Annotated in this window: 20 protein-coding genes and 1 pseudogene; 14 read left to right on the plus strand and 7 right to left on the minus strand. The window is 66.2% G+C overall.

Annotated elements, in window-relative coordinates:
- Window positions 1-9 precede the first annotated feature (9 nt).
- Together THITH_RS01690 and THITH_RS01695 are read right to left on the minus strand one after the other, a co-directional pair.
- The gene (locus THITH_RS01690; RefSeq protein ID WP_006746245.1) at window positions 10-1221 is read right to left on the minus strand and encodes a porin family protein; all 1212 of its coding nucleotides are present in this window, start codon (window positions 1219-1221) and stop codon (window positions 10-12) included.
- A complete protein-coding gene (locus THITH_RS01695; protein ID WP_006746244.1) occupies window positions 1190-1690 on the minus strand; it encodes a type 2 periplasmic-binding domain-containing protein in 501 nt (166 codons plus the stop codon). Before THITH_RS01695 ends, THITH_RS01690 begins: the two co-directional genes overlap by 32 nt.
- Window positions 1691-2475: 785 nt before the next feature.
- Here THITH_RS01695 and THITH_RS01700 point away from each other — a divergent pair.
- The 7 genes from THITH_RS01700 to THITH_RS01735 all read left to right on the plus strand — a co-directional run bounded on the left by THITH_RS01700 (window position 2476) and on the right by THITH_RS01735 (window position 12832).
- The gene (locus tag THITH_RS01700) at window positions 2476-3237 is read left to right on the plus strand and encodes a PEP-CTERM/exosortase system-associated acyltransferase (RefSeq protein ID WP_025367187.1); all 762 of its coding nucleotides are present in this window, start codon (window positions 2476-2478) and stop codon (window positions 3235-3237) included.
- A gap of 121 nt (window positions 3238-3358) precedes the next feature.
- Entirely contained in the window at window positions 3359-4885 is a 1527-nt protein-coding gene (locus THITH_RS01705) for a phosphohexomutase domain-containing protein (RefSeq protein ID WP_006746242.1), read from the plus strand.
- A 342-nt stretch (window positions 4886-5227) separates the two neighbouring features.
- Window positions 5228-5737 (plus strand): GlcG/HbpS family heme-binding protein, encoded by a 510-nt coding sequence (locus THITH_RS01715; protein ID WP_006746241.1) that lies wholly within the window; start codon window positions 5228-5230, stop codon window positions 5735-5737.
- Window positions 5738-6010: 273 nt separating this feature from the next.
- Window positions 6011-9187 carry an LAGLIDADG family homing endonuclease gene (locus THITH_RS01720; RefSeq protein ID WP_156925476.1) on the plus strand — a complete coding sequence of 1059 codons (3177 nt, stop codon included), beginning with the start codon at window positions 6011-6013 and terminating at the stop codon, window positions 9185-9187.
- Between the two features lie 14 nt (window positions 9188-9201).
- Entirely contained in the window at window positions 9202-9912 is a 711-nt protein-coding gene (locus THITH_RS01725) for a TSCPD domain-containing protein (protein ID WP_006746239.1), read from the plus strand.
- 153 nt (window positions 9913-10065) lie between these two features.
- Entirely contained in the window at window positions 10066-10716 is a 651-nt protein-coding gene (locus THITH_RS01730) for a hypothetical protein (protein ID WP_006746238.1), read from the plus strand.
- A 4-nt stretch (window positions 10717-10720) separates the two neighbouring features.
- Window positions 10721-12832 (plus strand): TonB-dependent receptor family protein, encoded by a 2112-nt coding sequence (locus tag THITH_RS01735; protein WP_006746237.1) that lies wholly within the window; start codon window positions 10721-10723, stop codon window positions 12830-12832.
- 22 nt (window positions 12833-12854) lie between these two features.
- Here THITH_RS01735 and THITH_RS01740 read toward each other — a convergent pair whose 3' ends face one another.
- A complete protein-coding gene (locus THITH_RS01740) occupies window positions 12855-13397 on the minus strand; it encodes a DNA-deoxyinosine glycosylase (RefSeq protein ID WP_006746236.1) in 543 nt (180 codons plus the stop codon).
- Entirely contained in the window at window positions 13387-13854 is a 468-nt protein-coding gene (locus THITH_RS01745; RefSeq protein WP_006746235.1) for a transcriptional repressor, read from the minus strand. Before THITH_RS01745 ends, THITH_RS01740 begins: the two co-directional genes overlap by 11 nt.
- Window positions 13855-14606: 752 nt before the next feature.
- Between THITH_RS01745 and THITH_RS01750 the strand changes: the two genes are divergently transcribed.
- From THITH_RS01750 to THITH_RS01760, 3 genes are read left to right on the plus strand one after another with little or no spacing between them, the layout of a single operon-like run.
- A complete protein-coding gene (locus THITH_RS01750) occupies window positions 14607-16736 on the plus strand; it encodes an MltF family protein (protein ID WP_006746234.1) in 2130 nt (709 codons plus the stop codon).
- 22 nt (window positions 16737-16758) lie between these two features.
- Window positions 16759-19113 (plus strand): phosphoenolpyruvate synthase, encoded by a 2355-nt coding sequence (gene ppsA / locus THITH_RS01755; RefSeq protein ID WP_006746233.1) that lies wholly within the window; start codon window positions 16759-16761, stop codon window positions 19111-19113.
- A complete protein-coding gene (locus tag THITH_RS01760; RefSeq protein ID WP_025367190.1) occupies window positions 19106-19909 on the plus strand; it encodes a pyruvate, water dikinase regulatory protein in 804 nt (267 codons plus the stop codon). Before ppsA ends, THITH_RS01760 begins: the two co-directional genes overlap by 8 nt.
- A 73-nt stretch (window positions 19910-19982) precedes the next feature.
- On the opposite strand, the pseudogene THITH_RS01765 reads toward THITH_RS01760, so the two are convergent.
- Window positions 19983-20150: pseudogene (locus tag THITH_RS01765) on the minus strand (GTP-binding protein); the annotation flags it as partial.
- Between the two features lie 216 nt (window positions 20151-20366).
- On the minus strand, window positions 20367-20576 hold the full coding sequence (locus tag THITH_RS18405; RefSeq protein ID WP_006746230.1) for a hypothetical protein: 210 nt from the start codon (window positions 20574-20576) through the stop codon (window positions 20367-20369).
- 118 nt (window positions 20577-20694) lie between these two features.
- On the opposite strand from THITH_RS18405, the gene THITH_RS01770 reads away from it, so the two are divergent.
- The 4 genes from THITH_RS01770 (at window position 20695) to THITH_RS01785 (ending at window position 24473) form a co-directional block, all read left to right on the plus strand.
- Window positions 20695-21999 carry a hypothetical protein gene (locus THITH_RS01770; protein WP_006746229.1) on the plus strand — a complete coding sequence of 435 codons (1305 nt, stop codon included), beginning with the start codon at window positions 20695-20697 and terminating at the stop codon, window positions 21997-21999.
- 99 nt (window positions 22000-22098) lie between these two features.
- Window positions 22099-23022: a metal ABC transporter substrate-binding protein gene (locus THITH_RS01775; protein ID WP_006746228.1), complete on the plus strand. Its 924-nt coding sequence runs from the start codon at window positions 22099-22101 to the stop codon at window positions 23020-23022.
- A gap of 17 nt (window positions 23023-23039) precedes the next feature.
- Complete coding sequence (locus THITH_RS01780; RefSeq protein WP_006746227.1) at window positions 23040-23654, plus strand: ATP-binding cassette domain-containing protein; 615 nt, start codon at window positions 23040-23042, stop codon at window positions 23652-23654.
- 3 nt (window positions 23655-23657) lie between these two features.
- Complete coding sequence (locus tag THITH_RS01785; protein ID WP_006746226.1) at window positions 23658-24473, plus strand: hypothetical protein; 816 nt, start codon at window positions 23658-23660, stop codon at window positions 24471-24473.
- Here THITH_RS01785 and THITH_RS19520 read toward each other — a convergent pair.
- Complete coding sequence (locus THITH_RS19520; RefSeq protein ID WP_332254731.1) at window positions 24409-24750, minus strand: YgjP-like metallopeptidase domain-containing protein; 342 nt, start codon at window positions 24748-24750, stop codon at window positions 24409-24411. The genes THITH_RS01785 and THITH_RS19520 overlap by 65 nt on opposite strands.
- Window positions 24751-24905: the final 155 nt, after the last annotated feature.

A 24905-nucleotide genomic window follows, 5' to 3' on the forward strand; every position in this document is an offset into this window, starting at 1 on the left:
GGCCGCCGTTCAAAAGCGCAGGGACATCTGACCCAGCAGCATGTCCCAGCGCCGCGAGGTCGATGTCGGATCGGGGTTGTCCGGGCCGGGCAGCCAGCCGGTGCCATCCACCCGGTGGTACTCCGCCGCGAGCATCAGATTCGGGTTCACCTGCCACTGCACGCCGGTGCTCCAGTCCTTGGCGAAGCGGGTGTGGGCGGGCAGCCCGGTAGCCTGCGCGAACCGCTGCCCGGACCGGTCGTTGTGGTCGGCATAGAGGACGTCGTAACGCACTCTCCAGGTCCACTCGTGGTTCAGGCGCCGCGAGTACTCCAGGTATGCGCTTTCACCAGTCACGTCGAAATCCCTGAACGGCGCATCGAATCCGGTCAGGCTGGAAGGCCGGCGAGCGTATTCTCCGGTGAGACTCCATTGCTCTGCGTTGTACTGCAGCGAAAGGATCCAGGGAGTGAAACTGAACTCGACGTTGCCAGGCCCCCCAGGACCAGAGCGGAACCGGGCGCCGGTATCCGCAGCGCTCAGCGCTGCGACGATACGTCCGCCATCGTGTTCGTACAGTGCCTGCCCGATCACCGATGTCTTGCCCCGGAACGATCCCGGTTGTTTGCTGCCCATTGCGACCCACTCCAGATCTTCCCCGGTCTGCGGTCTGCCGACCCCAAGGTGCATCCGTACGTCGCCTGCCGGAAGATTCCTTTCTGCGTAGACCGCGAGGCCGTCACTGGACAAGGCCAGCGACCGGGTGCGGTCGAAGTAGATGGACTGCGGAAGCAGAATCCCCGGTCGGGTGAATGCGACATCCCGGGTCTCGTTGAACAGCCCGAAAGGGTTCTTGGCGCGTCCGAGCCGAATACCCCAGTGACCGTCAGGCCCCGCGTGCATCTGCCGGTCGACCAGCAGGTAATCGATTGCCGGCTGGGCATCGCTGCGTTCTCCGCCGGCGCGGCGGCTGATCACCTGGCCGGCAATCAGCGTATCCGGCCGCGGCCGCAGCGAGGCATTGAGCCCCAGCTCGATGAATTGAAAGCTCGGGCGATCGCTGCTGGGACCGAAGAAATTGTTCTTGTCGGTCACCACCACCCCTTGGGTCGCGAACCCGTGCAACTGCAGATTCGTTGGGCGCGGAGCGCTCTCGCCGGCCCCGGCCTGCAGAGGCTGGAGCAGCAGGATCCCGGCGATCGCAGCGGCCTTACTCCACCGGGATGATTCGTACGCGCGCATTGATTGCCCCCCTTGTGGCGTAGCCGACGGCGCCCGGCGTTGAGGCTACCCGTTCCACCATTTCGGACTCGCTGTTAACCCGTTGCGGCGCCTGGCCGGACCCGGAAAAGATCTGGCGGTCCCAAGCCAGCCGAAGCTGGTGCGGGAAGACACCCAGCACCGCCTTCGTGAACTCGACATGTACCGGATGGTCGTCCGGAAGAACGAAAACCCGCGCGGCCTGGCCATCCGGCCAACTGCGCTGGCGCATCGCGAAGATGGCCCGAGCCGAGTGCGCTGCCAGCGCCTCGGCCGGCAGATCGGCATGCCCTACCAGCAGCACGTCCTCGGACGCAGACGCCGCCGGCATCAGCAGTACGAGAATCGTGCCTAACAGGATTGTCGCCAGCATGCGCGCCTCGGCCGTTTGGGCATTGGCCACCGCCTTTTCCAACGGGATGCTGTCGGACCGGATCCGTGCAGCGCCCATGAGCCTTCCGCTGATCGGGTGTGCAGTTTCTGGTGCAGCAGTACTCGCCACCCTGGATGCGACAAGCGGCATGTCCCGATACGCTGCTTCATGGACTATACGGGTGCATCGCAGGGCCTGCAAAGAGGGGTTTCAGGAAACGAGGCGCGATCGATCCGTTGGCTGCGGAAAGGGCTCGCGGGCGACGCCGGTTCTGGGCTTTCCGGAGCCGGGTCCATCATCGGCGGTGCGGGATGAGCCGACATGTCCAAGCCTCTCCCCCTGTGTATGGGTACGATCGCGTAAGACGTCCCAGCAGGCTGACTATTCCCCAACGCGCCTGGATATGGCAAGCTGCAGTGGCAATGGATCGCGTTTGGAGCCGAATGTCAAGAGAATGCGATCTGCGTGGGCGGGCGTTGGCGGTCCCAGCGAGGCCAATATGCAGATCGGGCAGTCGTTGCAACGGACGCGGCCGGGGCGAGTCATGTGTTGTTGATGTTCCGCGTGCCGCCTTCCTGGCAACGTTTGATTTGCAAGGGCGAGTTCTTGTCGACCGCGCGTTCAAGATGCGGTTGTGATGTTCCGGGCTTGCAATGGTTTGCCCGCATGAACATGGGTGGAAATGCATTCCGTCTGCGTTCTTCGATGCGGGCGACATGCGCAGGGGTACCCCGGCAGGGATGGCAGGCGGATAGTGCGCACCGAATTGACTGCGACCGGCGCAGCGTGCCGGCACCCGAGATGCAGGTCCATGGATATTGCGCAGGGCGTGGGTGGGCAGCCACGACGAAAAGGGGGTTGGCGTGAACGATGTAGCCCTGGTCCAGGCTTTCAGCAAGTACTTCGATCTGGTGGTTCCCGCCGAGGGTTCCGAGGAGATGAACGAGATCTTCCGGATGCGCTATGAAGTCTATTGCCGCGAATTCCGTTACGAGCGCGAGGAGGATTGTCCCGGGGGAATGGAAACCGACGGATATGACGCCCGGTCCTGGCATTGCATGGTTCGCCACCGTCCCTCCAGGTATGCTGCGGGTTGTGTCCGGCTGATCCACTGCGAACCGGAGGATCCCTCGAGTCTCCTGCCATTGGAGAGCAAGTTCGGCGAGAGTCTCTTTCACCCGGAGCTGCGCCCGGAGCTGCTGGACCGCGGCACGATCTGCGAGATCTCCCGACTGGCGGTTCATTCGACCTTCCGGCGGCGTGTCGGAGAGTTGAGTACGCCGCTCGGGAACCTGGCCTCGTTCAACTTTGCTCCCGACCAGATCCGGACCTTTCCCTTGGTTACGATCTGCCTGTTCATGGCGGTGCTGATCGTCGGTGGGGCGCGGGGCAAGGAGCATGGTTTTGCGATGATGGAGCCGCGCCTCGCACGATTGCTGAAACTCAGCGGCTTCCAGTTCACTCAGGTGGGCGAGAGCGTCGACTACCATGGTGCGCGGGCCGCGTATTACATGGACCTCACGCACGCCCTGCGGGTGGTCCGGGCTTCGCGTGTGCTTGGCAAGCTTTACAGTACCGCGCAGCACCGGCTGGAGGAAACGACGGGCTGGCGAGAAACGGCATGAGCGGACACGCGGCCGGAGCATTCGCTGTGTTTGCGATTGCGCGGTTTCGGGAATCCGCTGGCAGACCGTTGCGGGGGATCCAGCGCTGTCGGCCGTGTCCATCGGCCGGCTGAGCGCGATCATGGACTGGAAGGCGCTGCAGAACGGTTCGGATATCCGCGGCATTGCGATGGGCCCGCGTGCCGAATTGACTCCCGAGGTGGCGCACCGGCTGGGCAGGGCGTTTGCCGCCTGGCTCGCCCGCTCGCTCGGTCGGGCGCCCGAGCGGCTGACCGTCGCGGTCGGTCGCGACAGTCGCCTGACGGGCCCGGAGTTGATGGCGTCGCTGATGCAGGGACTGGCCCGTGACGGCCTGCGGGTCTTCGACCTGGGGCTGGCTTCGACACCGGCCATGTTCATGAGCACCGTGACGCCAGGCTGCGCCTGCGACGGAGCCGTGATGCTGACCGCGAGCCACCTCCCCCCGGACCGCAACGGCTGCAAGTTCTTTACACGCCAGGGCGGCCTGAACCGGGACGATGTCAGCGTACTGCTGGAACTGGCGGAGTCCGGCGACTTCCTGCCGACCCCCGGCACGGGATTGATCATGCCGGTCGATTTCATGACGGTGTACGCGCGCCAGCTGGTCGAGCGTATCCGCAGCGGAGTCGACCATCCGGAGCATCCTGAACGGCCGCTGCAGGGGCTGCGCATCGTCGTCGACGCCGGAAACGGCGCGGGCGGCTTCTTCGTCGACCGCGTGCTGCAGCCGCTGGGCGCGGACACCACCGGAAGCCAATACCTCGAACCCGACGGCAGCTTCCCCAACCACGTCCCGAACCCGGAACATCCGGATGCGATGGCGGCGCTGCGCCGAGCGGTGACGGCGCAGCGTGCCAATTTCGGAATCGTGTTCGATCCCGATGTCGATCGCGCGGCCGCGGTGGAGGCCGACGGCCGCGCGATCAACCGGAACCGGCTGGTCGCACTGGCAGCGGCGATGGTGCTGCGCGAGCATCCGGGTTCCACCGTGGTGACCGATTCGATCACGTCGGACGGGCTGACCGACTTCATCGAGCGTGAACTCGGGGGCGTGCATCGCCGGTTCAAGCGCGGCTACCGCAACGTGATCAACGAGGCGCTGCGATTGAACGCCGCGGGGCAGGAGTGTTGGCTTGCGATCGAGACTTCAGGGCACGCGGCATTGAAGGAGAATCATTTTCTGGATGATGGCGCCTACCTGATGGCGATGCTGCTGATCGAACTGGCCCGGGCCCGGAGCGAGGGCCGAAGCCTGGGCACGCTGATCGCGACGCTGCGTGAACCGGCAGAGAGCGCCGAGATCCGGATCAGGAACGACGACGCTGATTTCCGCGCCAGCGGCAACCAGGTGATCGACGCGCTGCGTGCCCGAGCCGGCGTCGAGCCCGACTGGAAGCTGGTGCCCGACAACCACGAGGGTGTGCGGGTCGCGTGCCGGGGTGCCGGCGAGCGGGGCTGGTTCCTGCTGCGCCTCTCGCTGCACGATCCGGTGCTGGCGCTGAACATCGAGTCCGAAACCCCCGGTGGGGTCGGCCGGATCGCGCACCGCCTGCTGCCGCTGCTGCAGGGGTTCGACGCACTCGAACTGTCCGCGCTCGAAACGGCGGCGAAGGGTCCGGGCGGCTGAATATCCCCGCGGAAATCCGTAGGCTGCTGCGGCGGTCTTGGCGATCCTGAATGTGCCCGGAGTGGGTGCCGGCATCGAGGCCCCGGCTCGGGATCCGGTGGCCCGGTCGTTCGGTTTCGGGATCGGCCTGTTCACCGCGGCAGGCGTTTGCGGCGCCCGAGCGCTGACCGGCACCGATGCGGTCCCGGACGGACTCGAGCGAAACGTTGGTTCTGGGCCGGTCCGGGCCGTCGGCGCATCCAGCGGAAGGAACTGCCGCATCCCTGCGTCCTGATTGTTCAGGGGGCGTCGGAGTCGTGGCGCCTCCGATCAAGACCCGCATCTACCCGGATAGGAGGCAATATGCAGATTCTGCGTGGTTTCGTATTGTTGGGAGCCGTCACGCTCGTGTTCCCGATGGCCCCGGTGACCGCCGAGGAAGAGTTCCCGCTGGCGATCAACGTGCGCCAGATGCACATGGAGACGGCGCTGACCGCCGCGCGCGCGGCGATGGCGGCCTGCCGTGCCGAGGGAATCCAGGTCGGCGTGACCGTGGTCGACCGACGGGGGACCGAACAGGTCGTGCTGCGTGATGTCGTTGCACCCCACCTGACCCTGGCCGTCAGCCGCATGAAAGCCTATACCGCCAACGAAATGAGCGTTGCCACTTCAGTCCTCGAAGAGGATGGCCCCGACAGCCCGCTGGCACATGTTCCCGGGCTGTTTCTGGGAGCCGGTGGCGTGCCGATCGAGGCTGGGGGCGTCTATTACGGTGCGATCGGCGTCAGTGGAGCGAGCACGGGCCTGCAGGACGAGGCCTGCGCCCGGGCCGGCGCCGAGGCCGTGCAGATCGAGCTCGAAATGAGCCTGTAGGCAACACGGTTCCGGAACCCGACGCGGGCGGCAAAGGCGCGCGCGGGTTTCGGCGGCCGCCCAGGCGGTGTCCCGGTGGCCGCGGACTTGCACGGGGCAGGGCCGCATTGACCGTGGCGAGTCGGCGGTCTAGTCTTGAATGCACGGCCCTACAATATGTAGTGCTTTCTCTTTTCGCTTCCCCCCACTGATTGTGGAACCTGGAGGAGTGCAGCTCGCATGCAAGGCAGCAGCCCGTTGCAGACCGCTTCGTCCTTGGCCCCGGAGGTTCCGATGCAGCCCGCGTCCATCGAGATCTGGGATCAGAAATACCGGCTGAAGGCCCAGGACGGCACCCTTTTGGACCGCGATATCGACGGGACCTGGAAACGCGTCGCGCGGGCGCTGGCCGACCTCGAGGCCACCCCGCAATTGCGCGAACACTGGTACGAGCGATTCCTCTGGGCGCTGCGTCAGGGCGCGATCCCCGCCGGGCGGATCATCGCCAATGCCGGTGCGCAGGAGCACAAGCCGGCGACATCGACCATCAACTGCACGGTTTCCGGCAGCATCGACGACTCGATGGACGCCATCCTGCAGAAGCTGCACGAGGCCGGGATGACGTTGAAGGCCGGGTGCGGGATTGGCTATGAATTCAGCACGTTGCGGCCACGCGGTGCCTACGTGTCCGGGGCCGGCGCCTATACTTCCGGGCCGCTGTCGTTCATGGATATCTACGACAAGATGTGTTTCACGATCTCCTCGGCGGGTGGCCGCCGCGGGGCGCAGATGGCGACCTTCGATATCGGGCATCCGGACGTGCTCGACTTCATCCGTGCCAAGCGCGCGCCGGGGGCATTGCGCCAGTTCAACCTGTCGTTGCTGATCACCGCCGATTTCATGGCGGCGGTGCAGAACGACGCCCGCTGGCCGCTTGCCTTCCCGCTGACCGATGTCGAGGCGGCGCAGGGGGTTGTCGACCTCGACGATCCGGAACAGGTGCTGTGGCGGGACTGGCCGGTCACCGAGGGGTACATCACCAATGCAGCCGGGCAGGTCGCCTGCCGCATCTACCGCAGGATTCCGGCGCGCCGGCTGTGGGACGTGATCATGGCGTCCACCTACGACTTCGCCGAGCCGGGGTTCATCCTGATCGACAAGGTCAACGAGATGAACAACAACTGGTGGTGCGAGGAGATCCGCGCGACCAACCCCTGCGTGACGGCGGATACGCGGCTGCATACGCAGCACGGGATGATTCCGATCGGCGATCTGTACGCACGCGGTCTCCCGATCGAGGCGACCGTCGACCGGCGTTCCCTGGGGCTCGGCGCGCGCGGCACGGCCTCGCGTCCGGCCACGCCGGCCTTCATGACCGCGCGCGAGGCCGACGTCTTCCGCGTCGTGACCGAGGACGGCTACGAGATCAAGGCGACCGAGTGGCACGATTTCTATACCCAACGGGGCAAGATCAAGCTGCGCGATCTCCGTCCCGGCGACGAGATCCTCGTGCAGTCAGGGAAGGGACAGTTCGGCCGCGAGGGCAGCGAAAAGCTGGGTGTGCTGCTTGGCCTGATCGCCGGGGACGGCCGTTGCGCGAATCGTGGCAACGGCCAGGAGGCCCCCCAAGTCCACCTTCGGCACGGGGAGCATGCTCTGGCAGAAGAGATCGCCGAGGGAATCCAGGCCCTGATCGCGGGCGTCGCGACTGCGTCCCAGCGGTACCGGGCTCCCGTCGCCGTTCCGGAACGCAATCTCCTGTTTTTCCGCTCGGTGTGGCTTGCGCGCGTGCTGGAGCATCACGGATTTACCCGCGAGGGCAGGCTGCGGGTGCCGGAAGTCATCTGGCGCGGCACGGAGGCCTGCGTGAAGGGCTACCTGCGTGCCCTGTTCCAGGCCAACGGCAGCGCCCACGGTTCGGATGACAGCCAGCGCTGCTCCATCAGGCTGGCCTCGAACCATTCAGGTCTGCTCCGTGACGTGCAGATGCTGCTGGCGAACTTCGGCGTGTTTTCCAGGGTCCGGCTGCGGCGCACGGCCGCCAGCCGCGCCGACCATGAGCTGAGCATCGATGGGGAGTCCGGTGCTGTGTTCATGGACGAGATCGGATTCCTGCTCGACAACAAGGGCGAGCCGCACGGCGCCTGGGCGGCCGGCAGGGTATTCCGAAAGCTGCAGCGTTTCGCCACGAAGGTGAAAGCCATCGACCCTGCGGGACGCGAGGCGGTGTTCGACACGACGCAGCCCGATGGCAATGCCGTAATCTTCAACGGGCTGGTGACCGGGCAGTGCGGCGAACAGCCGCTACCGCCTTATGGCGCCTGCCTGCTCGGATCGATCAACCTGACGCGTTTCGTGGAAGAGCCGTTCAGCGAGCAGGCGCGGTTCGACTGGGAGACCTTCCGCGAGACGGCGGCGGTGTTCACGCGGATGCTCGACAACGTCGTCGAGATCAATGGTCTGCCGCTGCCGCGGCAGCGCGACGAGATTCTGCGCAAGCGCCGCCACGGCATGGGCTACCTCGGACTTGGTTCGGCGCTGACGATGCTGCGCATGAAATACGGGTCCGATGAGTCGCTGCGCTTCACCGAGGAAGTGACGCGGGAGATGGCGCTCGCCGGCTGGCGTGCGGGGCTCGAACTCGCGCGCGAGAAGGGTCCGGCGCCGATCATGGACGAGGTGTTCACGGTTACCGAAAAGATGCTGCGCCAGCGGCCGGAGATGCTGCGGGACGGGGTGAACGCGGGCGATCGGCTGCCGGGGCGGGTGCTGCATGCGCGCTACAGCCGCTACATGCAGCGAATCGCCGAGGTCGACCCGGAACTGGTCGAGCAACTGGCGCAACGCGGCTGCCGCTTCACCCACCACAGTTCGATTGCCCCGACCGGCACGATCTCGCTGTCGCTCGCGAACAACGCAAGCAATGGCATCGAGCCGAGTTTCGCGCACCACTATACGCGCAACGTGATCCGCTCCGGAAAGAAATCCAAGGAGAGGATGGATGTGGTGTCGTTCGAACTGCTGGCCTACCGCGAGCGGGTGAACCCGCGTGCCATGCCGGGTTCCGAGTCCGAGGACGAATGCCTGCCGGACTACTTCGTGACCGCCGACGACATCGCGCCGAAGCAACACGTGGACGTGCAGGCCGCGGCGCAGCGATGGGTCGACTCGTCGATCTCCAAGACGGCCAACGTGCCGACCGACTTCCCGTTCGAGGCGTTCAAGGATATCTACCTCTATGCCTGGCAGCAGGGCCTGAAGGGGTGCACGACCTTCCGCTTCAACCCCGAGGCGTTCCAGGGGGTGCTGGTGAAGGAGAAGGATCTCGCGACGACGGCGTACCGATTCATGCTCGACGACGGGACTTTCGTCGAGGCCAAGGGCAACGAGGAGATCGAGTACGATGGCGAGGTTCATACCGCAGCGAACCTCTACGATGCGCTGAAGGAAGGGTATTACGGCAAGTTCTGACGCGGAGCGAGACGATGGCGATCCGGATCGACAGAAAGATCGTGGGTTACGAAGTGGCGCGCGAGGAGCCGCAGGCGGCGCAGTCGGGGGCGGCTCCTGCGGTGGCCCCGGAGCCGGCGAGCAAGGTCGTGCAGATGCACGAGAAGCTCGAGCGGCCCGAGATGCTGATGGGCTCCACCTACAAGATCAAGACGCCACTGTCCGAGCACGCGCTGTACGTGACCATCAACGATATCGTGCTGAACCCGGGTACCGAGCACGAACTGCGCCGGCCGTTCGAGATTTTCATCAACTCGAAGAACATGGACCACTTCCAGTGGATCGTCGCGCTGACGCGCATCATCTCGGCGGTGTTCCGAAAAGGTGGCGATGTGACCTTCCTGGTCGAGGAGCTGCGTTCGGTCTTCGATCCGCGCGGCGGCTATTTCAAGAAGGGGGGGAAATACATGCCGTCGCTGGTGGCCGAGATCGGCGACGCCATCGAGGGCCACCTGCGCATGATCGGCCTGATCCAGGACGATGGTCTCGATGAACACCAGCGCCGGCACCTGGACGAGAAACGCGCCCAGTTCGAGGCCAGTCGCAACCTGGCGCAGACCGAGACCGACCCTGGCGATCCGTTTCCACCCGGTGCGCAGCTTTGCAGCAAGTGCAACACGCGCGCCGTGGTCTCGATCGACAACTGCATGACTTGCCTCAATTGCGGCGAGAGCAAGTGCGGCTGAACCGGAGCAGGGGTCGCCGTGGCGCGTCGCGAGGCAGATGACTGCCGCGCCCGGGTCGTGCAGAGCGATGGCGACACGGCGTGGCTGATCGCTAGACTGGATCGCGGCGACGGCGCCTGCATTGTTTGAGACCGAGCCGCATCCGGAGAATCCATGATGACGAATCCCGCCCATGCCGATTCCGTTGACCGCCAGCCGGCCATCGACGAACTGGCCCGCATCGCGGTTGCCGGCGAACGGAGGCTGCAGCGGCTCGAGCGGCTGTTCCGCTGGACTGCGCTGCTGTTCGTGACCACTCTGGCGCTGGGATCCTATGCCATGGTGCAGCTGTTCAGTGCCGGGTCGGCCCAGGCCCAGCTCGGCTGGCCTTACGCGGCTCCGCCTCCGGCGCCGGAGGCAATCGCGCCCCCGCTGCGCTCGGAACCGCTCGACGCGCCAGCGCAGCCGGCCGCGCCCGACCTGCACTCGCGGATCCTAGCGCTGCGCGAGCAGCTTGCCGGCGTCGAGGACCATGCGTTCGATTCCGGGCACCTGCTGGCGGTGATCCTGTATGAAATCCGGGAAGTGCTGCATGACACGCGGCTCGCGCTGGAAGTGATGCCGCAAATGGGCGACGACGTCCGGCAGATGCGGGCCGACATGGGGCGCATCGCAGCAACGATGGGCACGATGGACCAGAAGATGACCGGGGTGCCGCTGATGGCCGAAGAGATGCGGCGACTCAACACCAACATCGACATCATGACGACCTCGATCGATTCCACCATGGGGCGCATGGGGCGGATGATGCCGTATTTCTGGTGATCCAATGGCTACGCGATCCTGGAAACCGCGCGGTTGCAGCCGGCTCGCGGTCACCGGTGCCGGCTCGGTCGCGATTGCTGCGGTAATCCTTCATCCCGGCGCCACGGCCGGGGCCGAAGAACCGGACACCCTCGACCCGATCACCGTCACCGTGACCGCGCCGCGATGGGAGATGCCGCTCAGCGATCTCCCGGCCGCGGTGGACCGGATCGATCGGGAGGACGCGACCCGGGCACGCCAGGGATTGCAGCTCGACGAGGCGCTGAACCGTGTCCCCGGCGTGTTCGCGCAGAACCGGTACAATTTTGCGCAGGACCTGCGCTTGTCCATACGCGGATTCGGGGCCCGCGCGCCCTTCGGAATCCGCGGCCTGCGGCTGCTGCAGGACGGAATCCCCGAGACCACCCCGGACGGCCAGTCGCAGGTGGATGCGATCGATCTGCTGAACATCGATTCGATCGAGGTAGTCCGGGGTCCGAACGCGGCACTGTACGGCAATGCCGCCGGCGGCGTGATTGCGATCGGAACGCTCGATGGCAGCGACCCGCGCGGGCATGGCGCAGGCCTGATGGCAGGCAGCCATGGGTTCCGGCGCATCGATGGCGTCAGCGAGGGTGCGGCGCAAGGCGGTTCCTGGTCGCTGACCGGGCATGACCTGCGCTATCCCGGCTACCGTGAGCAGGCCCGTGCAGAGAAGCGCCTGTTGCGGCTGCATGCACAGCATGCGCTGGATGCGGGCGATCTGCGGCTGCACCTGCGCGTGCTTGACGCCCCGCTGACCGAAGATCCGGGTGCGCTGACCCGACCGGAGCTCGACGCCGACCGCCGCGCCGCGGCGCCGCTCGCACGAACGCTCGACAGCCGTCAGTCCGCCGAGCAGGCCACGCTGGGTGCCCAGTGGCGGCAGCGGGCGGGGGTGGGCGAGCTGCGGCTCGGTGCCTTCGTCACGCGCCGGGACTATGCCCAGCAATTGCCGTTCTTCGGCAGCAGCCAGGTTGCCTACGAACGTCGGTTCGAGGGGGTTCATATCGGCTACGAGCGGGATTTCGGTGCCACGCGCGCGCTGCTGGGTTTCGATCTCGAGGGTCAGCGTGACGACCGCACCCGTCACTGCATCAATGCCGCGCTCGAGCCGTCCTGTGCGCCGCCCGGTCAGACCGAAACCGGGCCACTCGCGCTGGACCAACGAGAACGGGCCCGGTCCCGCGGGTGGTTCGTGCAAACCGACACGCTGCTTGGTTCGGACTGGAATCTGGCACTGGGAGCGCGGCACGACCGGATCCGGTTCGGCATCGACGATCACTTGCGTGCCGGTGGCGAGGATCTCTCGGGCAGCCGTGTCTTCGACGAAACCAGCCTCAGCACCGGGCTGGTCTGGCATTGGCGTCCGGGACACCGGGCGTTCGTGAACGCTGCCTCCGCGTTCGAGACGCCCACTTTCACAGAGTTCGCGAACCCGGCCGGAACCGGGGGATTCAACCCTGATCTGGATCCCCAGCAGGCGCGCAACATGGAACTGGGCCTGCGCGGCGACGTTGGGCAGCTCTCGTACGATCTCACGCTGTACAGTGCGCGGGTGCGCGACGAACTGGTGCCGTTCGAGCTGGAAACGGACGACGGGCGTACCTATTACCGCAACGCGGGGCGGACCGCGCGCGACGGGCTCGAAGTCGGGCTGCAGTGGCAGTCGCCGGGCCCATGGAGATTGCGTTCGGCGTTGGCGCTGAACGACTTCCGCTACCGCGAGTTCACCGACGCGGCCGGTGTGGACCAGAGCGGCCATCGGCTGCCCGGGCTGCCCCGGCAGCAGGGGTTCCTCGAGGCCGCTTGGGATAAGGGACCGGCCTTTTTCGCCGCCGACGCGCTGTATACCGGACGCCGCTATGCCGACGACGCGAACCGCGTTCCGGTCGGATCGCAGACGACGGTGAATCTTCGCGCTGGCAGGCACTGGGACCGCGGGGCGTTGCGCGCGGAGGGCGTCCTGGCAGTGAACAACGTGTTCGATGCGCGCAATATCGACAATGTCCGAATCAATGCAGGCTTCGGGCGGTATTTCGAACCTGCGCCTGGGCGTACCCTGCTGGCCGGTCTGCGGGTATACGTCCGGCCCTGAGCCCGCGGCACGGCCTGGTGGGTCAGGATTCCCGCGGCAGCACGCCGGCCGCGTCCAACGCTTCGCGCCACAGCGAGCATTTGCTGTGGTACCCGAGCCGCGCATTGGCGGGGCTGGTGGAAGGCAGGCGCCGCGCCCGGATTCCCAGTGCCTGTACCTCCCGCATCCGGCGCGCGCTCTCGGCACCGTTATGGACGACCATGCGCAGCTCGGGCGCCTGTCGTAGCAGCGTGCCCAGGTCGTTGGGTACCGCGTCGCGTATCGACGAGTCCAGGCTGCCCGGGCGCACGCAGCTCGCGTAGACGTCCCAGAGGCCGATGCGATGTTCGAGCAGGCAGCCGATCCGCTCGGAGTAGTCCCGCTCGTGCAGCGGCGACCCGAGCAGATCGCCGAGGATCCGCCAGAACTGGTTGCGTGGGTGGGCGTAGTACTGGCCGGCCTGCAACGATGCGACACTTGGGAAACTGCCGAGGATCAGCAGCCGCGTGTTGGCCCGCAGCACCGGCGGCAGCGAGGTCAGTACCGGGCCGGCGCCGGATCGTCGCGCTGCGCTGTTACCGGGCATCGCCCGCCGCCGGGCGGCGTTGGCAGTCGCGGCAGACTCCGTGCAGTTCCACGACCTTTCCGGTGATTGCGAACCCCTGGTCTTGTGCCGCGTGTTCCAGTGTCTCGCGCAGGTTTTCGGGTTCCATCTCGTGGATGCGGCCGCAGTCATCGCAGATCATCAGCAGCGTTTCGTGGGCCTCGCCCGGGTGGTCGCAGGCGACGAAACCGTTCAGGCTCTCGATCCGGTGGATGAGACCCTGCTCGAGGAGAAACGCGAGGCTCCGATAAACCGTCGGGGGCTTGATGCTGCGGTCGGCGGAGCTCAGCGCGTGAATCAGGTCGTACGCCTTGATCACCCCGCCGGTCTTCAGGATCTGTTCGAGTACCCGCCTGCGCAGCGAGGTCAGGCGTACACCGCGCTGCGCGCAGACGCGCTCCGCGGTATCCAATGCCTCCAGCGGCTGCGTCGATGCCATCTCGATCTACCCCGATTGTTTCGGAAACGCTGCAAATATACTGGAAACATCGATTCCGCCGTGCATTTTCCGGGGGCAGCAGGATCGCTGGGCGGGATCGGCCCAGGCGTTGATCTGGATCATCTTTCGCAGACGCAGCGCCGGTAGACTCGGTGCCGGTGGGGTGCGCGGGCCGTTGTATCTGCACTGGGATCCGGTGCCATGCCCATGTTCGACATCGGGATGCGTGTGCGGTACCCTCGGTGACACGCGCTTGTAACCCATAAGCTGGCGTCTGGCTGGATTGGAGAGAGCCTTGAAGAAGTTCCGGTCTGAGCGGTTGAAAGACTGCACCGTATGCGTAGTCACCCTGGCGGTGGTGGCGGGTGTGCCGATCATGACCTCGCTGGGCGTGTTGCTGTTCTTCTGATGCCGTCCGCGGACAGCGGCACACGGTGCCGGCTGTCCTTCGCATCTCCCCGCGTCGAGGTCAACCCGGATCCAGCACCGTCGGATCCGTGTGAGCGGCGGGGGAATCGCCACCATCGCTTGCCGGGGCGCTGCCTGCGCCTGCCCAGCGTGCGTCCATATTTGCCGCGCTGGCGCGAGGATTCGAGCGGCCTCCCTTGGCTCCGGTACGTTGGCGGAGCCGCTCGCCGTTTCTCCCGTCTGGTCCGGGTTCGGGCCCGTGATTGCGCGTTCCGCCGTCGCATTGGCCGTGAGATCGACTATAAGGGGGAACTGTTTCCCTTTTCTGCGTGCCTCTGGATGCGATGCTGATACGCTGGCTGATTTCATTCGCGCTGCTCGTGCTTCCGCTCGTCGGCTGTGGTGCCCCTGCTGTCGACGACATCGAGACCGGCGATCTCGATGCTTTGCTCGAACGCGGCAGCCTTCGGGTGGTCGTTCCCGGAACCGCGCTCGGAGAGCCGTCGTTGCCCCGCCAGGGGTCGCCGATGGCGCAGCAGAGAGAGCTGGCCGAATCGTTTGCCGCATCCCTCGGGCTGGATCTGGAACTGGTTCCGGTATTCCGTCTCGGCGAGATGCTGCCGCTGCTCGAGCAGGGCCGCGCCGATCTGGTCGCGGCGAATCTGACCGTGACCGCAAGCCGCCAGGAGCGGGTCGATTTCTCGCTGCCGATCGATCACGTATACGAGACCGTGCTGGTGTCCGCCGCCGACGACAGCATTGAATCGATCGAGGATCTGCAGGGGCGCCGCATCATGGCCGATCCTGCGACCTCGTTCTGGGAAACGTTGTCCGCGCTGCGCGAGGAGTATCCCGATCTGCACCTGCTCCCCACCCCGGATCACCTCGACGACGAAGCGCCGCTCGACATGATTGCGGCCGGAGACATCGACGCGACGGTTCGAGACAGCAATATCGCGGAGATGTATCTCGGGTACCGCAGCGACCTGCGCCAGGCGTTCGCGCTGGGCGAGCGGCAGGCGATTGCCTGGGCCGTGCGCCGAGGCACGCCCGACCTGCTGGCCGCGCTGAACCGCTTTCTGACCACCGAGCAGCTGACGCGCCCGCGCGAGGCGCAGTACCTTGGGGATCTGCCCGAACTGAAGGAACGCCGGGTGTTGCGAATCCTTCTGCCGAATACCGCGGCCTCGTACTTCCTCTGGCGGGGCGAACTGGTCGGTTTCGAATACGAGATGGCCAAGCGGTTCGCGGAGCAGCAGGGCATGCGTCTGGAGGTCGTGGTGCCGCCCCGGCCGGAGCTGGTCTTCGAATGGCTGGAGACCGGGCGTGCCGACATCGCCGGGGGCTTCCTCGAGATCAGCGACCTCGACGAGTCACGCCCGGTCTCCTACACCCGGCCCTGGCATTTCGCCCAGCCCTACCTGGTCAGCCGGGCCGGGGCCGGTGAACTCGACGACTGGGATGCGCTGCATGGCAGTACCGTTGCTGCAGCCGCCGACAGCCAGCTCTGGGCCGAACTGAGTCCGCTTGCCGTGGAGCACGGGGTTACGCTGGTGCCGCTGTCCATCGTGGGCGATGCAGAAGAGGTGATCCTGCGGCTGGTGGCGGGCGAGTTCGACTATGCAGTGCTCGAGGAACACCTGCTCGCGGTGGAACTGGCGCAGCGTGACGACATCCTGAAGCAGTTTCCCGTTGGAGAACCGATCGAGCATGCCTGGGCCGTGCGCCTGACCGATCAGGCGCTGCGCGAGGCGCTGAACGAGTTTTTCCGGGTCGAGTATCGCGGCAAGATCTACAACATCCTCTACCGGCGCTATTTCCAGGATGAGCGGAATATCCGGCGCCACCAGGACGAGCGCGTACGCGGCGTCGGGCAGCTCTCGCCCTGGGACGACCTGGTACGCGAACACGCGGCGCCATTCGATTTCGACTGGCGGTTGATCATTGCCCAGATGTACCAGGAAAGCCGTTTCGACGCGCAGGCCCGTTCGCCCTATGGGGCGACTGGCCTGATGCAGCTGATGCCGCGCACCGCGGCTGAACTGGGGGTGCGGGATCTGACCGACCCTGAAGCCAACGTTCGCGGCGGAATCCAGTATTTGCACAACATGCGCGAGCGCGTGTCCGGTGATCTGTCGGTCGCCGATCGTGTCTGGTTCGCGCTGGCTGCCTACAATGCCGGTCTCGGCCATGTGATCGACGCGCGCCGGCTGGCCGCACAGAAGGGCTGGGACCGGGACCGCTGGTTCGACAACGTCGAGAATGCGATGCTGCTGCTGTCGCAGCGGCGCTACTTCTCGCAGGCCCGTCATGGCTACGTGCGCGGCAGTGAACCGGTCGCCTACGTCGATCGCATCAGCGCACGCTACAAGGCATACGTGCAGTTGACCGAAGAACAGCTGGTGCAAATCCCCGAGTCCGTGACCGGCGAGGCCGACCAGCCTCCCGGCCGCTTGGCACCGCTTCCGAATTGAACATCCTCCAAGGAGACAGGACATGAGTTGGGTAATCGACCTCGCCGAACTGACCATGGGTGACGTCGCCCAGGTGGGCGGCAAGAACGCCTCGCTGGGCGAGCTTTTGGGCAACCTCGCCGAGGCGGGGGTCCAGGTGCCCGGAGGCTTCGCGACGACCGCGGACGCCTTCCGGGCCCACTTGGCGCAGAACGGCCTGGATCAGCGCATTCGGGACCGTCTCGACGGCCTGGACATCGACGACATCCAGGCGCTGCAGTCGGCGGGCCGGGAAGTGCGCGACTGGATCGAGCAGACGCCGCTGCTGCCGGAACTCGAGGCCCAGGTCCGCGAACACTATGCGCGTCTGGGTGAGGACGTGCCGGTCGCGGTGCGATCCTCCGCAACCGCGGAGGACCTGCCCGAGGCCTCGTTCGCCGGTCAGCAGGAGACCTACCTGAACGTCCGCGGCATCGATGCGGTGCTGCGCGCGCTGCGCCAGGTCTTCGCGAGTCTCTACAACGACCGCGCGATCGCCTACCGCGAGCACCAGGGCTTCGCGCACGACGAGGTGGCATTGTCGGCCGGCGTGCAGCGCATGGTGCGTTCCGACATCGGCTGCAGTGGCGTGGTGTTCACGCTGGATACCGAGACCGGTTTCCGCGACGCGGTGTTCATCACCGGTGCCTGGGGGCTCGGCGAGACGGTGGTGCAGGGTGCGGTGAATCCCGATGAATACCAGCTGTACAAGCCGGCACTGCGTTCGGGCAAGCATGCGATCATCGGCCGGACGCTGGGCAGCAAGGCAATCCGCATGGTGCTCACCGACAGCGGCGGCACGCGCGTCGAGGACACGCCGGAGGAACTGCGTACCCGCTTCTGCCTGAGCGACGAGCAGGCGCAGACGCTCGGCCGGTACGCGGTGGCGATCGAGGATCACTACGGGCGCCCGATGGACATCGAATGGGCCGAGGACGGCGAGACCGGGGAACTGATGATCGTGCAGGCTCGGCCCGAGACGGTCGAAAGTCGCGTCGACGTCGGTGTCAGTGAGAGCTACCGCCTCGCAGCGCACGACAGCGAGCCGGTGGTGGTGGGCCGCGCGATCGGCGCGCGGATCGGCGCCGGGCGCATTCGCGTCGTCGAATCCCCCGACGCCATGCACGCGGTCGAACCGGGTGACATTCTGGTCGCAGACATGACCGACCCGGATTGGGAGCCGATCATGAAGCGCGCCTCTGCGATCGTGACCAACCGCGGGGGGCGCACCTGTCACGCCGCAATCATCGCGCGCGAAATGGGCATTCCCGCGGTCGTCGGCTGCGGCAACGCCACCGAGGCGCTGACCGATGGCATGGAGGCCACCGTGTCCTGCGCCGAGGGCGACGACGGCTACGTCTACCAGGAGCGGATCCCATTCGAGGTGCAGCGCACCTCCGCCGGCGATCTGCCGCCGCTGCCGGTCAAGCTGATGCTGAACGTCGCGAACCCGGGACGTGCCTACGCGTTCTCGCGCCTTCCCCACGCCGGTATCGGGCTGGCACGGCTCGAATTCATCATCAACAGCCACATCGGCATCCATCCGCTGGCCCTGCTCGACTATCCCAAGGTGCCGGAGGACGTGCGGGCCGAGATCGCGACACGCATCGCCGGATTCGAAAATCCCGAAGACTTCTTCGTGCGCCGCCTCAGCGAAGGCATCGGCACGCTCGCGGCCGCCTTCGCGCCGCACCCGGTGATCGTCCGGCTGTCGGATTTTAAGAGCAACGAATACGCGCACCTGCTCGGCGGTCGCGCCTACGAACCCGACGAAGAGAACCCCATGCTGGGATTCCGGGGCGCGTCCCGGTACCTTGCCGACTCGTTCCGGCCCGCGTTCTCGATGGAGTGCCGCGCGCTCAAGCGCGTGCGCGAGGACATGGGGCTCGACAACGTGCAGGTGATGGTGCCGTTCGTGCGCACGCTGGACGAGGCGCGCGGCGTGCTGTCGGTGCTGGAAGAGGAAGGCCTCAAGCGCGGCGAAAACGGGCTCAAGGTGGTCATGATGTGCGAGATCCCCTCGAATGCCCTGTTGGCCGACCGCTTCCTCGATCTGTTCGACGGTTTCTCCATCGGTTCCAACGACCTCACCCAGCTGACGTTGGGTCTGGACCGCGACTCGGCACTGGTGGCCGGGGGCTTCGACGAGCGGGACGACGCCGTGAAGGCGCTGCTGTCGATGGCCATCCGTACCGCACGCGAGCAGGGCAAGTACGTCGGCATCTGCGGCCAGGGTCCGTCGGACCACATGGACCTGGCCGAGTGGCTGGTCGCGGAGGGCATTGAGAGCATGTCGCTGAATCCGGACTCGCTGATTCCAACCTGGGAGCGGCTGGCCGAAGTCGTCGCGAGTGGTTGACGCCGTGCAACCCCAGATCTACCTGCTCTCCGACGGGACCGGGATTACCGCGGAGACATTGGCCAGGACCCTGATCACCCAGTTTGAAGGCCTGCATCCCGGCTGGCACCTGCGCCCGTTCGTGCGCGGACCGCAACAGCTCGACGAGCTGTTCGAACGGATGCGCGCGGGGCCTCAGCCGGCCTTGGCTGTGGCCACGTTTGCGGATGCCGAGCTGCGCCAGCAGCTCAGGCAGTGCCCGATCCCGGTACTGGACATCTTCTCGGATCACCTCGAACAGCTCGAGCAGGTGTTCGGGCGCAAGGCCGAGTCGGTGTCCGGTCGGGCGCATGGCATCGGCGACATCGCGCGCTACGATCGGCGCATCGAGGCGCTGAACTTCACCCTCGCGCACGACGATGGCCTGGCCACCGGCGACGTTGGGCACGCCGAGGTGGTCCTGATGGGTGTGTCGCGATCCGGCAAGACGCCGACCTGCCTCTATCTGGCGATGAACTACGGGATGTTTGCGGCCAATTATCCGCTGATTCCCGAGGATCTGCGTGGGGACACCCGGCTTCCCGGGTCGCTGCGCGGGTTGCGCAATCGCCTGCTGGGGCTGGTGATCTCCCCCGAGCGGCTGGCCGACATCCGGGAAGGGCGGCGGCCTGGAAGTCGCTACGCGAGCCTGCCGCAGTGCCGGGCCGAGTGCCTCGCGATCGACGAATTCCTGTTCCGCGAGCGCATCCCGCGGCTCGACGTCACGCATCTTTCGGTCGAGGAAATCGCCACACGCGTCCGCGCCGAGCTCGCCTGATCCGGGTGCATCCGGCCCGGAACCGGGGTTGGGAGGCTCGCTATTGCGCGTGCTCCGCAAATCGGAACGGGCCGCCTTCGCGGACCAGCGCCGCGTCGGCATTGACTTCGCTCATGTCGTTCACGATCACCGCGACCCGGCGACCCTCGCGATTGTTCAGAATGTGGTTGAGTACCGTGGTCTTGCCGGCGCCGAGGAAACCGGAGAGCACGGTCACCGGCAGGCGATGGTCGTCATTCATTCGATAACACCTCTCTTGAGAAACAAACGGCCGCCCGGGCGTGAAATCCGTCGGTTACCGGAGCTCCAGCGTGCCGCACCGCAGTCCCGTTTCTCCGTGAACGCCTGCACCGGTTTGGGGCCGGGGTTGGGAAGCTGAATACAATGTGCGTGGAATACCGAGCCAACCAGGCAGACGCGACTCGTCAGTCTTCCCAGATCGCGTAGAGCGACAGCATTACCCGTGGCGCACCGGGCAGGATCGGCCGGCAGCCAGCCCGCGCGCCGCGGCCTGGAGGTATTCGGTAATCGTCGGGACCGGTGTGCGATCGAACCATGCGATCTGCACGCCGGGCTCGAAGATCCGGACCAGCGCACCCAACGAGCTGCCGATGGCGGTATGCGGGGCATCCGCATCCGCATTCCAAAGCCTTAATCCAGCAGACAAGGCTCCACCTCCGTTCACGGCTGGCGCCACCTAAACGTTATGTTATAGCATCGCCCGTCGTGAGCGAAGCTTCAAGGGCTCGTTCGTCCACTCGACCCCAAACCACGGAGAAGAAACCATGCAAACCCGCAGAATCATCCGCCGCACAGGGGCCGGGCTGCTTTCCGCCGCCTTGCTGTTTCCCACCTTGGCCGCCAGTCAGTGGCAGATGGGAGACGACGACCTGGGCGTCAGCGTCTCGGTGATTCTCGAAGGCGTGTACTTCAACACGGTCACCGAAGGCAACGAGGATCCGGCTGGCTTCGGCGGCGGCCACCATCACGGGCATGGTCATGGGCATGGCCATGGTCACGGACACAGCCACGGGTTCGACGAGGGATTCAACCTCGGACACTCGGAGCTCGTCTTCGAAGCCCGTCTCGGCGACCTGCTCGACGGCACGCTGATGATCGGCTTTGACGACGACCACATCGAAGTGGAGGAGGCCTATCTCACCACGCGCGCGCTGCCCGCGGGCCTGCAGATCAAGGCCGGGAAATTCCTCTCCGACATCGGATACATCAACAGCCGGCATCCGCACGACTGGGACTTCGTCGATCGGCCGTTGGTGAACGAATACTTGTTCGGCGACCACGGACTGCAGGAAACCGGAGTGCAGGCGACCTGGCTCGCCCCGACCGAGAGCTATACCCTGTTCGGAGTCGAACTCCTCCAGGGCACCAACGAGAACATCGCCAACTACGAGGGGCGGCAATCCGCGCTGAACGGCCAGAACCGCATTCTCAGCGATGCCTCGGGTCCGCGCCTGATCACCGCCTTCGCCAAGTTCGGGCCGGATCTCGGACCCGACCAGGCGCTGCAACTCGGCGTATCGGGCGGCTACGCAAGAACCTTCCAGAAGACCGACGAACACTCGACTCGCTTCGAGGACTGGGACGGCTCGGCCTGGTTCGCCGGATTGGACGCCGTGTACAAGTACGAGTCGGGGCGCGCGTACGGTCACGGCAACTGGCGCCTGCAGGGCGAATACTTCTACCGGGAAATCGACGTCGACCGGCGCGATGTGAATTTCGCGGATGATGCCCGCGGTCCAGTCGGCCATGTCCGCAACGAGCAATCGTTCAAGAACAAGCAGGACGGCATCTATCTGCAGGGCGTCTACGGGTTCGCGCCCCGCTGGGAGGCGGGCCTGCGCCTCGAAGCCCTGGGCCTGACCAACGAACTCGGCCGCGGGAGCGGCACCAAGGAAGACACGTCCTATCGCCACGGCGCGCAGCTCACGTTCCGCCCGACCGAGCCGGTGTTCCTGCGTGCCCAGCTGAACCAGACCGACTTCGCCGGCGATCACGGACGTGACCGGGGTCTCGAGTTCCTGTTCCAGGTCAACGTCGCCCTTGGCGCACACGGCGCCCACCGTTTTTGACGGACGCCAACTCCAGGCCGGCCGGGCGGACCCCACGCCCGGCCGTGCTTCCAGGGAACGGCGGTCCAGCGGTTCCCCGATTTTTGCAAGGAGTCCCTTATGCAACCTACATTCTGGATTCGCTCGTCATCGAGATTCGCCCGATGGCTTGCCATCGCCACTCTTCTACTTTTAGTCTCGTTTTCCCACCCGGCGGCGGGAGAACTCAACGTGGTCGCGACCACATCGAGCCTCGGCGCCCTCGCACGCGAAATCGGCGGCGATCACGTTTCGGTGCGCGTATTGGCGCCGCCCGACCGCGACGCGCACTACCTGGACGCACGACCGTCGTTCATGGCGGCACTCCGTCGCGCCGACCTGCTGCTGGAAATGGGCGCAGGCCTGGAGGAAGGCTGGCTGCCCGCCGCGGCGCGCGGGGCCGCGAACCCGGCGATCAACATCGGGCGTCCGGGCCGGTTCATTGCGGCGGAGTTCCTGCATCTACGCCGCTCCGTCACCATGGACGAACCCGGGATGGGTCATGTGCATGCCGAGGGCAATCCGCATTTCAACAGCGACCCGCTGCGCATGGCCGAGGTCGCGGTCGCGCTCGGCGAGCGCCTGGGCCAATTGAAGCCCGAGCGGGCCGAGGACTTCGACACCCGCGCCCGACAAACCGCCGACCGGCTCAGGCAGCACGCGGGAGAACTGGCCGCACAACTGCAGGAGCGGCGCATCGTCGTCTACCACGAAGACCTGGACTACCTGGAGGAGTGGCTGCCGGTCACCGTCGTCGGCTATCTCGAGCCGAGTCCGGGAGTGCCACCGACCGCGCGGCACCTGCAACGGCTGGTCGACGAACTGCAGAACACCGAGGGAGTCGTGCTGCATGCCGGCTTCCAGCCCGACCGCGGCGCGCGGTTCCTGGAACGCCATCTCGGCTGGCCGCGCGCCGCCGTACCCCTGGACCCGCCGGCCGACGCCGCGCTGGACGGTTATCTCGAACTGATGTCGACCTGGGTGGGCGCCTTGCAGTCGCAGTGATCGCGGACCGTCCCTCAATGGCATCTCCTGAAACGCTGGTCGAATTCCGCGCCGCCTGGATCGGTTTCGATCAGCCGGTGCTGGGTCCGCTGGACGTCCGTATCCCGGCCGGCGCGCGTTGGGCACTGACCGGTCCGAACGGGTCGGGCAAGTCGCTGTTGCTGCGCGCGCTGGTCGGTCAGGCCTCGCTCCACGCGGGCTCGGTCCGGCTCGCGCCCGCCACACGCACCACGCTGCTGGCGCAGGATCATCCGCGGCGGCATCCCTGGCCGCTCTCCGGGTTCGACTGGTTCGATGCGATGAACACCACACCGCCGGAGCGGCCACGGATTCGTGTCCTGCTGCCACGGCGGCTGGATCGGCTGAGCGGTGGGCAATGGCAACTGCTGCGCCTGGCGTCCGCGCTGGCAACCCCGGTTGCAGTTGACCCTCCCGCAGGCGACGATGCACCGCGGTTGGTCCTGCTGGACGAACCTGCGAACCACCTCGACACCGAGGTCCGCCAGGATGCGGTGGAACTCATCCGCGCCGTCCCCGACGGGACCACCCTGGTGATCACCAGTCACGATCCGGCGTTCCTGTCCGAACTCGGGCTGGAGGTCCGTCCGCTGGCCACCCTGCTCCAGCGCTGAACCATGCTTGAACTCCTGGCACTACCCTTCTCCTCGGGCATCCTGATTACCGCCGTCCTCGCCCTCGCCGGTGCGGGTCTGTTCCTGCACGGTTCGGTCTGGCAGGCGCTCGCAGTGAGCCAGTGGGCCGCTGCGGGTGGCGTACTGGCATCGGTATTCGCGCTGCCGGTACTTCCGGTGGCTATTGCCGTCGCCGGTGCCGCGATGGCCGTGATCAGCCGAACGCGCGATGCCGAACGTCTGCCACTGGCCGCGTTCCTCGCCGGACTCGCGCTGGTAACACTGCTGGCTGCCAACTTCGCTCAGGCCAGTCTGGCCGCGGCATCGTGGGCCGAAGGCCAGTTGTACTTCGTCGGGCCGACCGAATTCCGCGCGATCGCCGTCGCCGCACTGGCCAGCCTGATATTTTGGCCGGTCCTGCTGAAGCTCTGGCTGCACCACCAGTTGTTTCCCGACGTTCCCGCCCATTCCGGTCCGGCACGCTGGCACCGTGTGCTCGGGGCCGCCTGGCTGCTCGGCGCGATCGTCCTCGGCAGCATGGCGCTCGGCGTTCCGGCGGCGCTGGCGACGCTGCTGTTGCCCGCATGGGGCGCCAGTTTCCTCGCGCGCGACGCCAGGGGCCTGCTCGGCTGGTCACTCGGCCTTGCTCTCGCGGGGTTTCTGCTCGCGTGGAGCGCGAGCCTTGCGCTCGATCAACCGTTCGCGCCGGTGCTGGTACTCGTGCACCTCGTCCTCGCGCTGCTCGCCCACGGACTCACCGCAGGCGCACGGAGCCGGCATTCTCCAACCGCCTCGACGAGCCGAAAGGCCTCGCGCTGACGGTTCCACCAAAGAGGTGCGACTCACCACTGATGTACTGCCGTGCCGGAGCCCGCAGGCGATAGCCATCGAACTCAGCCAATTGCCGGCTGATCCAGCGGGCGCGTTTCCGCACACGCTCGGCGATCACAGATGGTGAACAACCCATCGGGGCACACACCAGCACGCGGCTGTCCGGATGAACTTCGATGGACAGAGTCTTTCGGGATTCCAGGAAACACACCTCGTAGCGGATGGTGTCGCGACCATACGTCAAGCTCCCGACCATGTGCTTCATCCCGCGATGCGGTGGCGGGCCAACTGCATCGTCTTGTCGATGATCCCGTGCATCTCGTCGGTCGAGAGCGCGATACCCCGCGCGCTTGGTCTTGACGGGGGTCGGGGTCGCAGGCCCTTAAACAGAAAGGGAAGCGCCAGCCGTCAGGGTGGCCG

Source organism: Thioalkalivibrio paradoxus ARh 1, assembly GCF_000227685.2.
Classification (GTDB): Bacteria; Pseudomonadota; Gammaproteobacteria; order Ectothiorhodospirales; family Ectothiorhodospiraceae; genus Thioalkalivibrio; species Thioalkalivibrio paradoxus.

Coding starts and splice junctions, on each gene's coding strand:
- THITH_RS01690 (WP_006746245.1), bottom strand. CDS start 1,221: ATGCGCGCGTACGAATCATCCCGGTGGAGTAAGGCCGCTGCGATCGCC.
- THITH_RS01695 (WP_006746244.1), bottom strand. CDS start 1,690: ATGGGCGCTGCACGGATCCGGTCCGACAGCATCCCGTTGGAAAAGGCG.
- THITH_RS01705 (WP_006746242.1), top strand. CDS start 3,359: ATGGACTGGAAGGCGCTGCAGAACGGTTCGGATATCCGCGGCATTGCG.
- THITH_RS01715 (WP_006746241.1), top strand. CDS start 5,228: ATGCAGATTCTGCGTGGTTTCGTATTGTTGGGAGCCGTCACGCTCGTG.
- THITH_RS01720 (WP_156925476.1), top strand. CDS start 6,011: ATGCAGCCCGCGTCCATCGAGATCTGGGATCAGAAATACCGGCTGAAG.
- THITH_RS01725 (WP_006746239.1), top strand. CDS start 9,202: ATGGCGATCCGGATCGACAGAAAGATCGTGGGTTACGAAGTGGCGCGC.
- THITH_RS01730 (WP_006746238.1), top strand. CDS start 10,066: ATGATGACGAATCCCGCCCATGCCGATTCCGTTGACCGCCAGCCGGCC.
- THITH_RS01735 (WP_006746237.1), top strand. CDS start 10,721: ATGGCTACGCGATCCTGGAAACCGCGCGGTTGCAGCCGGCTCGCGGTC.
- THITH_RS01740 (WP_006746236.1), bottom strand. CDS start 13,397: ATGCCCGGTAACAGCGCAGCGCGACGATCCGGCGCCGGCCCGGTACTG.
- THITH_RS01745 (WP_006746235.1), bottom strand. CDS start 13,854: ATGGCATCGACGCAGCCGCTGGAGGCATTGGATACCGCGGAGCGCGTC.
- THITH_RS01750 (WP_006746234.1), top strand. CDS start 14,607: ATGCTGATACGCTGGCTGATTTCATTCGCGCTGCTCGTGCTTCCGCTC.
- ppsA (WP_006746233.1), top strand. CDS start 16,759: ATGAGTTGGGTAATCGACCTCGCCGAACTGACCATGGGTGACGTCGCC.
- THITH_RS01770 (WP_006746229.1), top strand. CDS start 20,695: ATGCAAACCCGCAGAATCATCCGCCGCACAGGGGCCGGGCTGCTTTCC.
- THITH_RS01775 (WP_006746228.1), top strand. CDS start 22,099: ATGCAACCTACATTCTGGATTCGCTCGTCATCGAGATTCGCCCGATGG.
- THITH_RS01780 (WP_006746227.1), top strand. CDS start 23,040: ATGGCATCTCCTGAAACGCTGGTCGAATTCCGCGCCGCCTGGATCGGT.
- THITH_RS01785 (WP_006746226.1), top strand. CDS start 23,658: ATGCTTGAACTCCTGGCACTACCCTTCTCCTCGGGCATCCTGATTACC.
- THITH_RS19520 (WP_332254731.1), bottom strand. CDS start 24,750: ATGAAGCACATGGTCGGGAGCTTGACGTATGGTCGCGACACCATCCGC.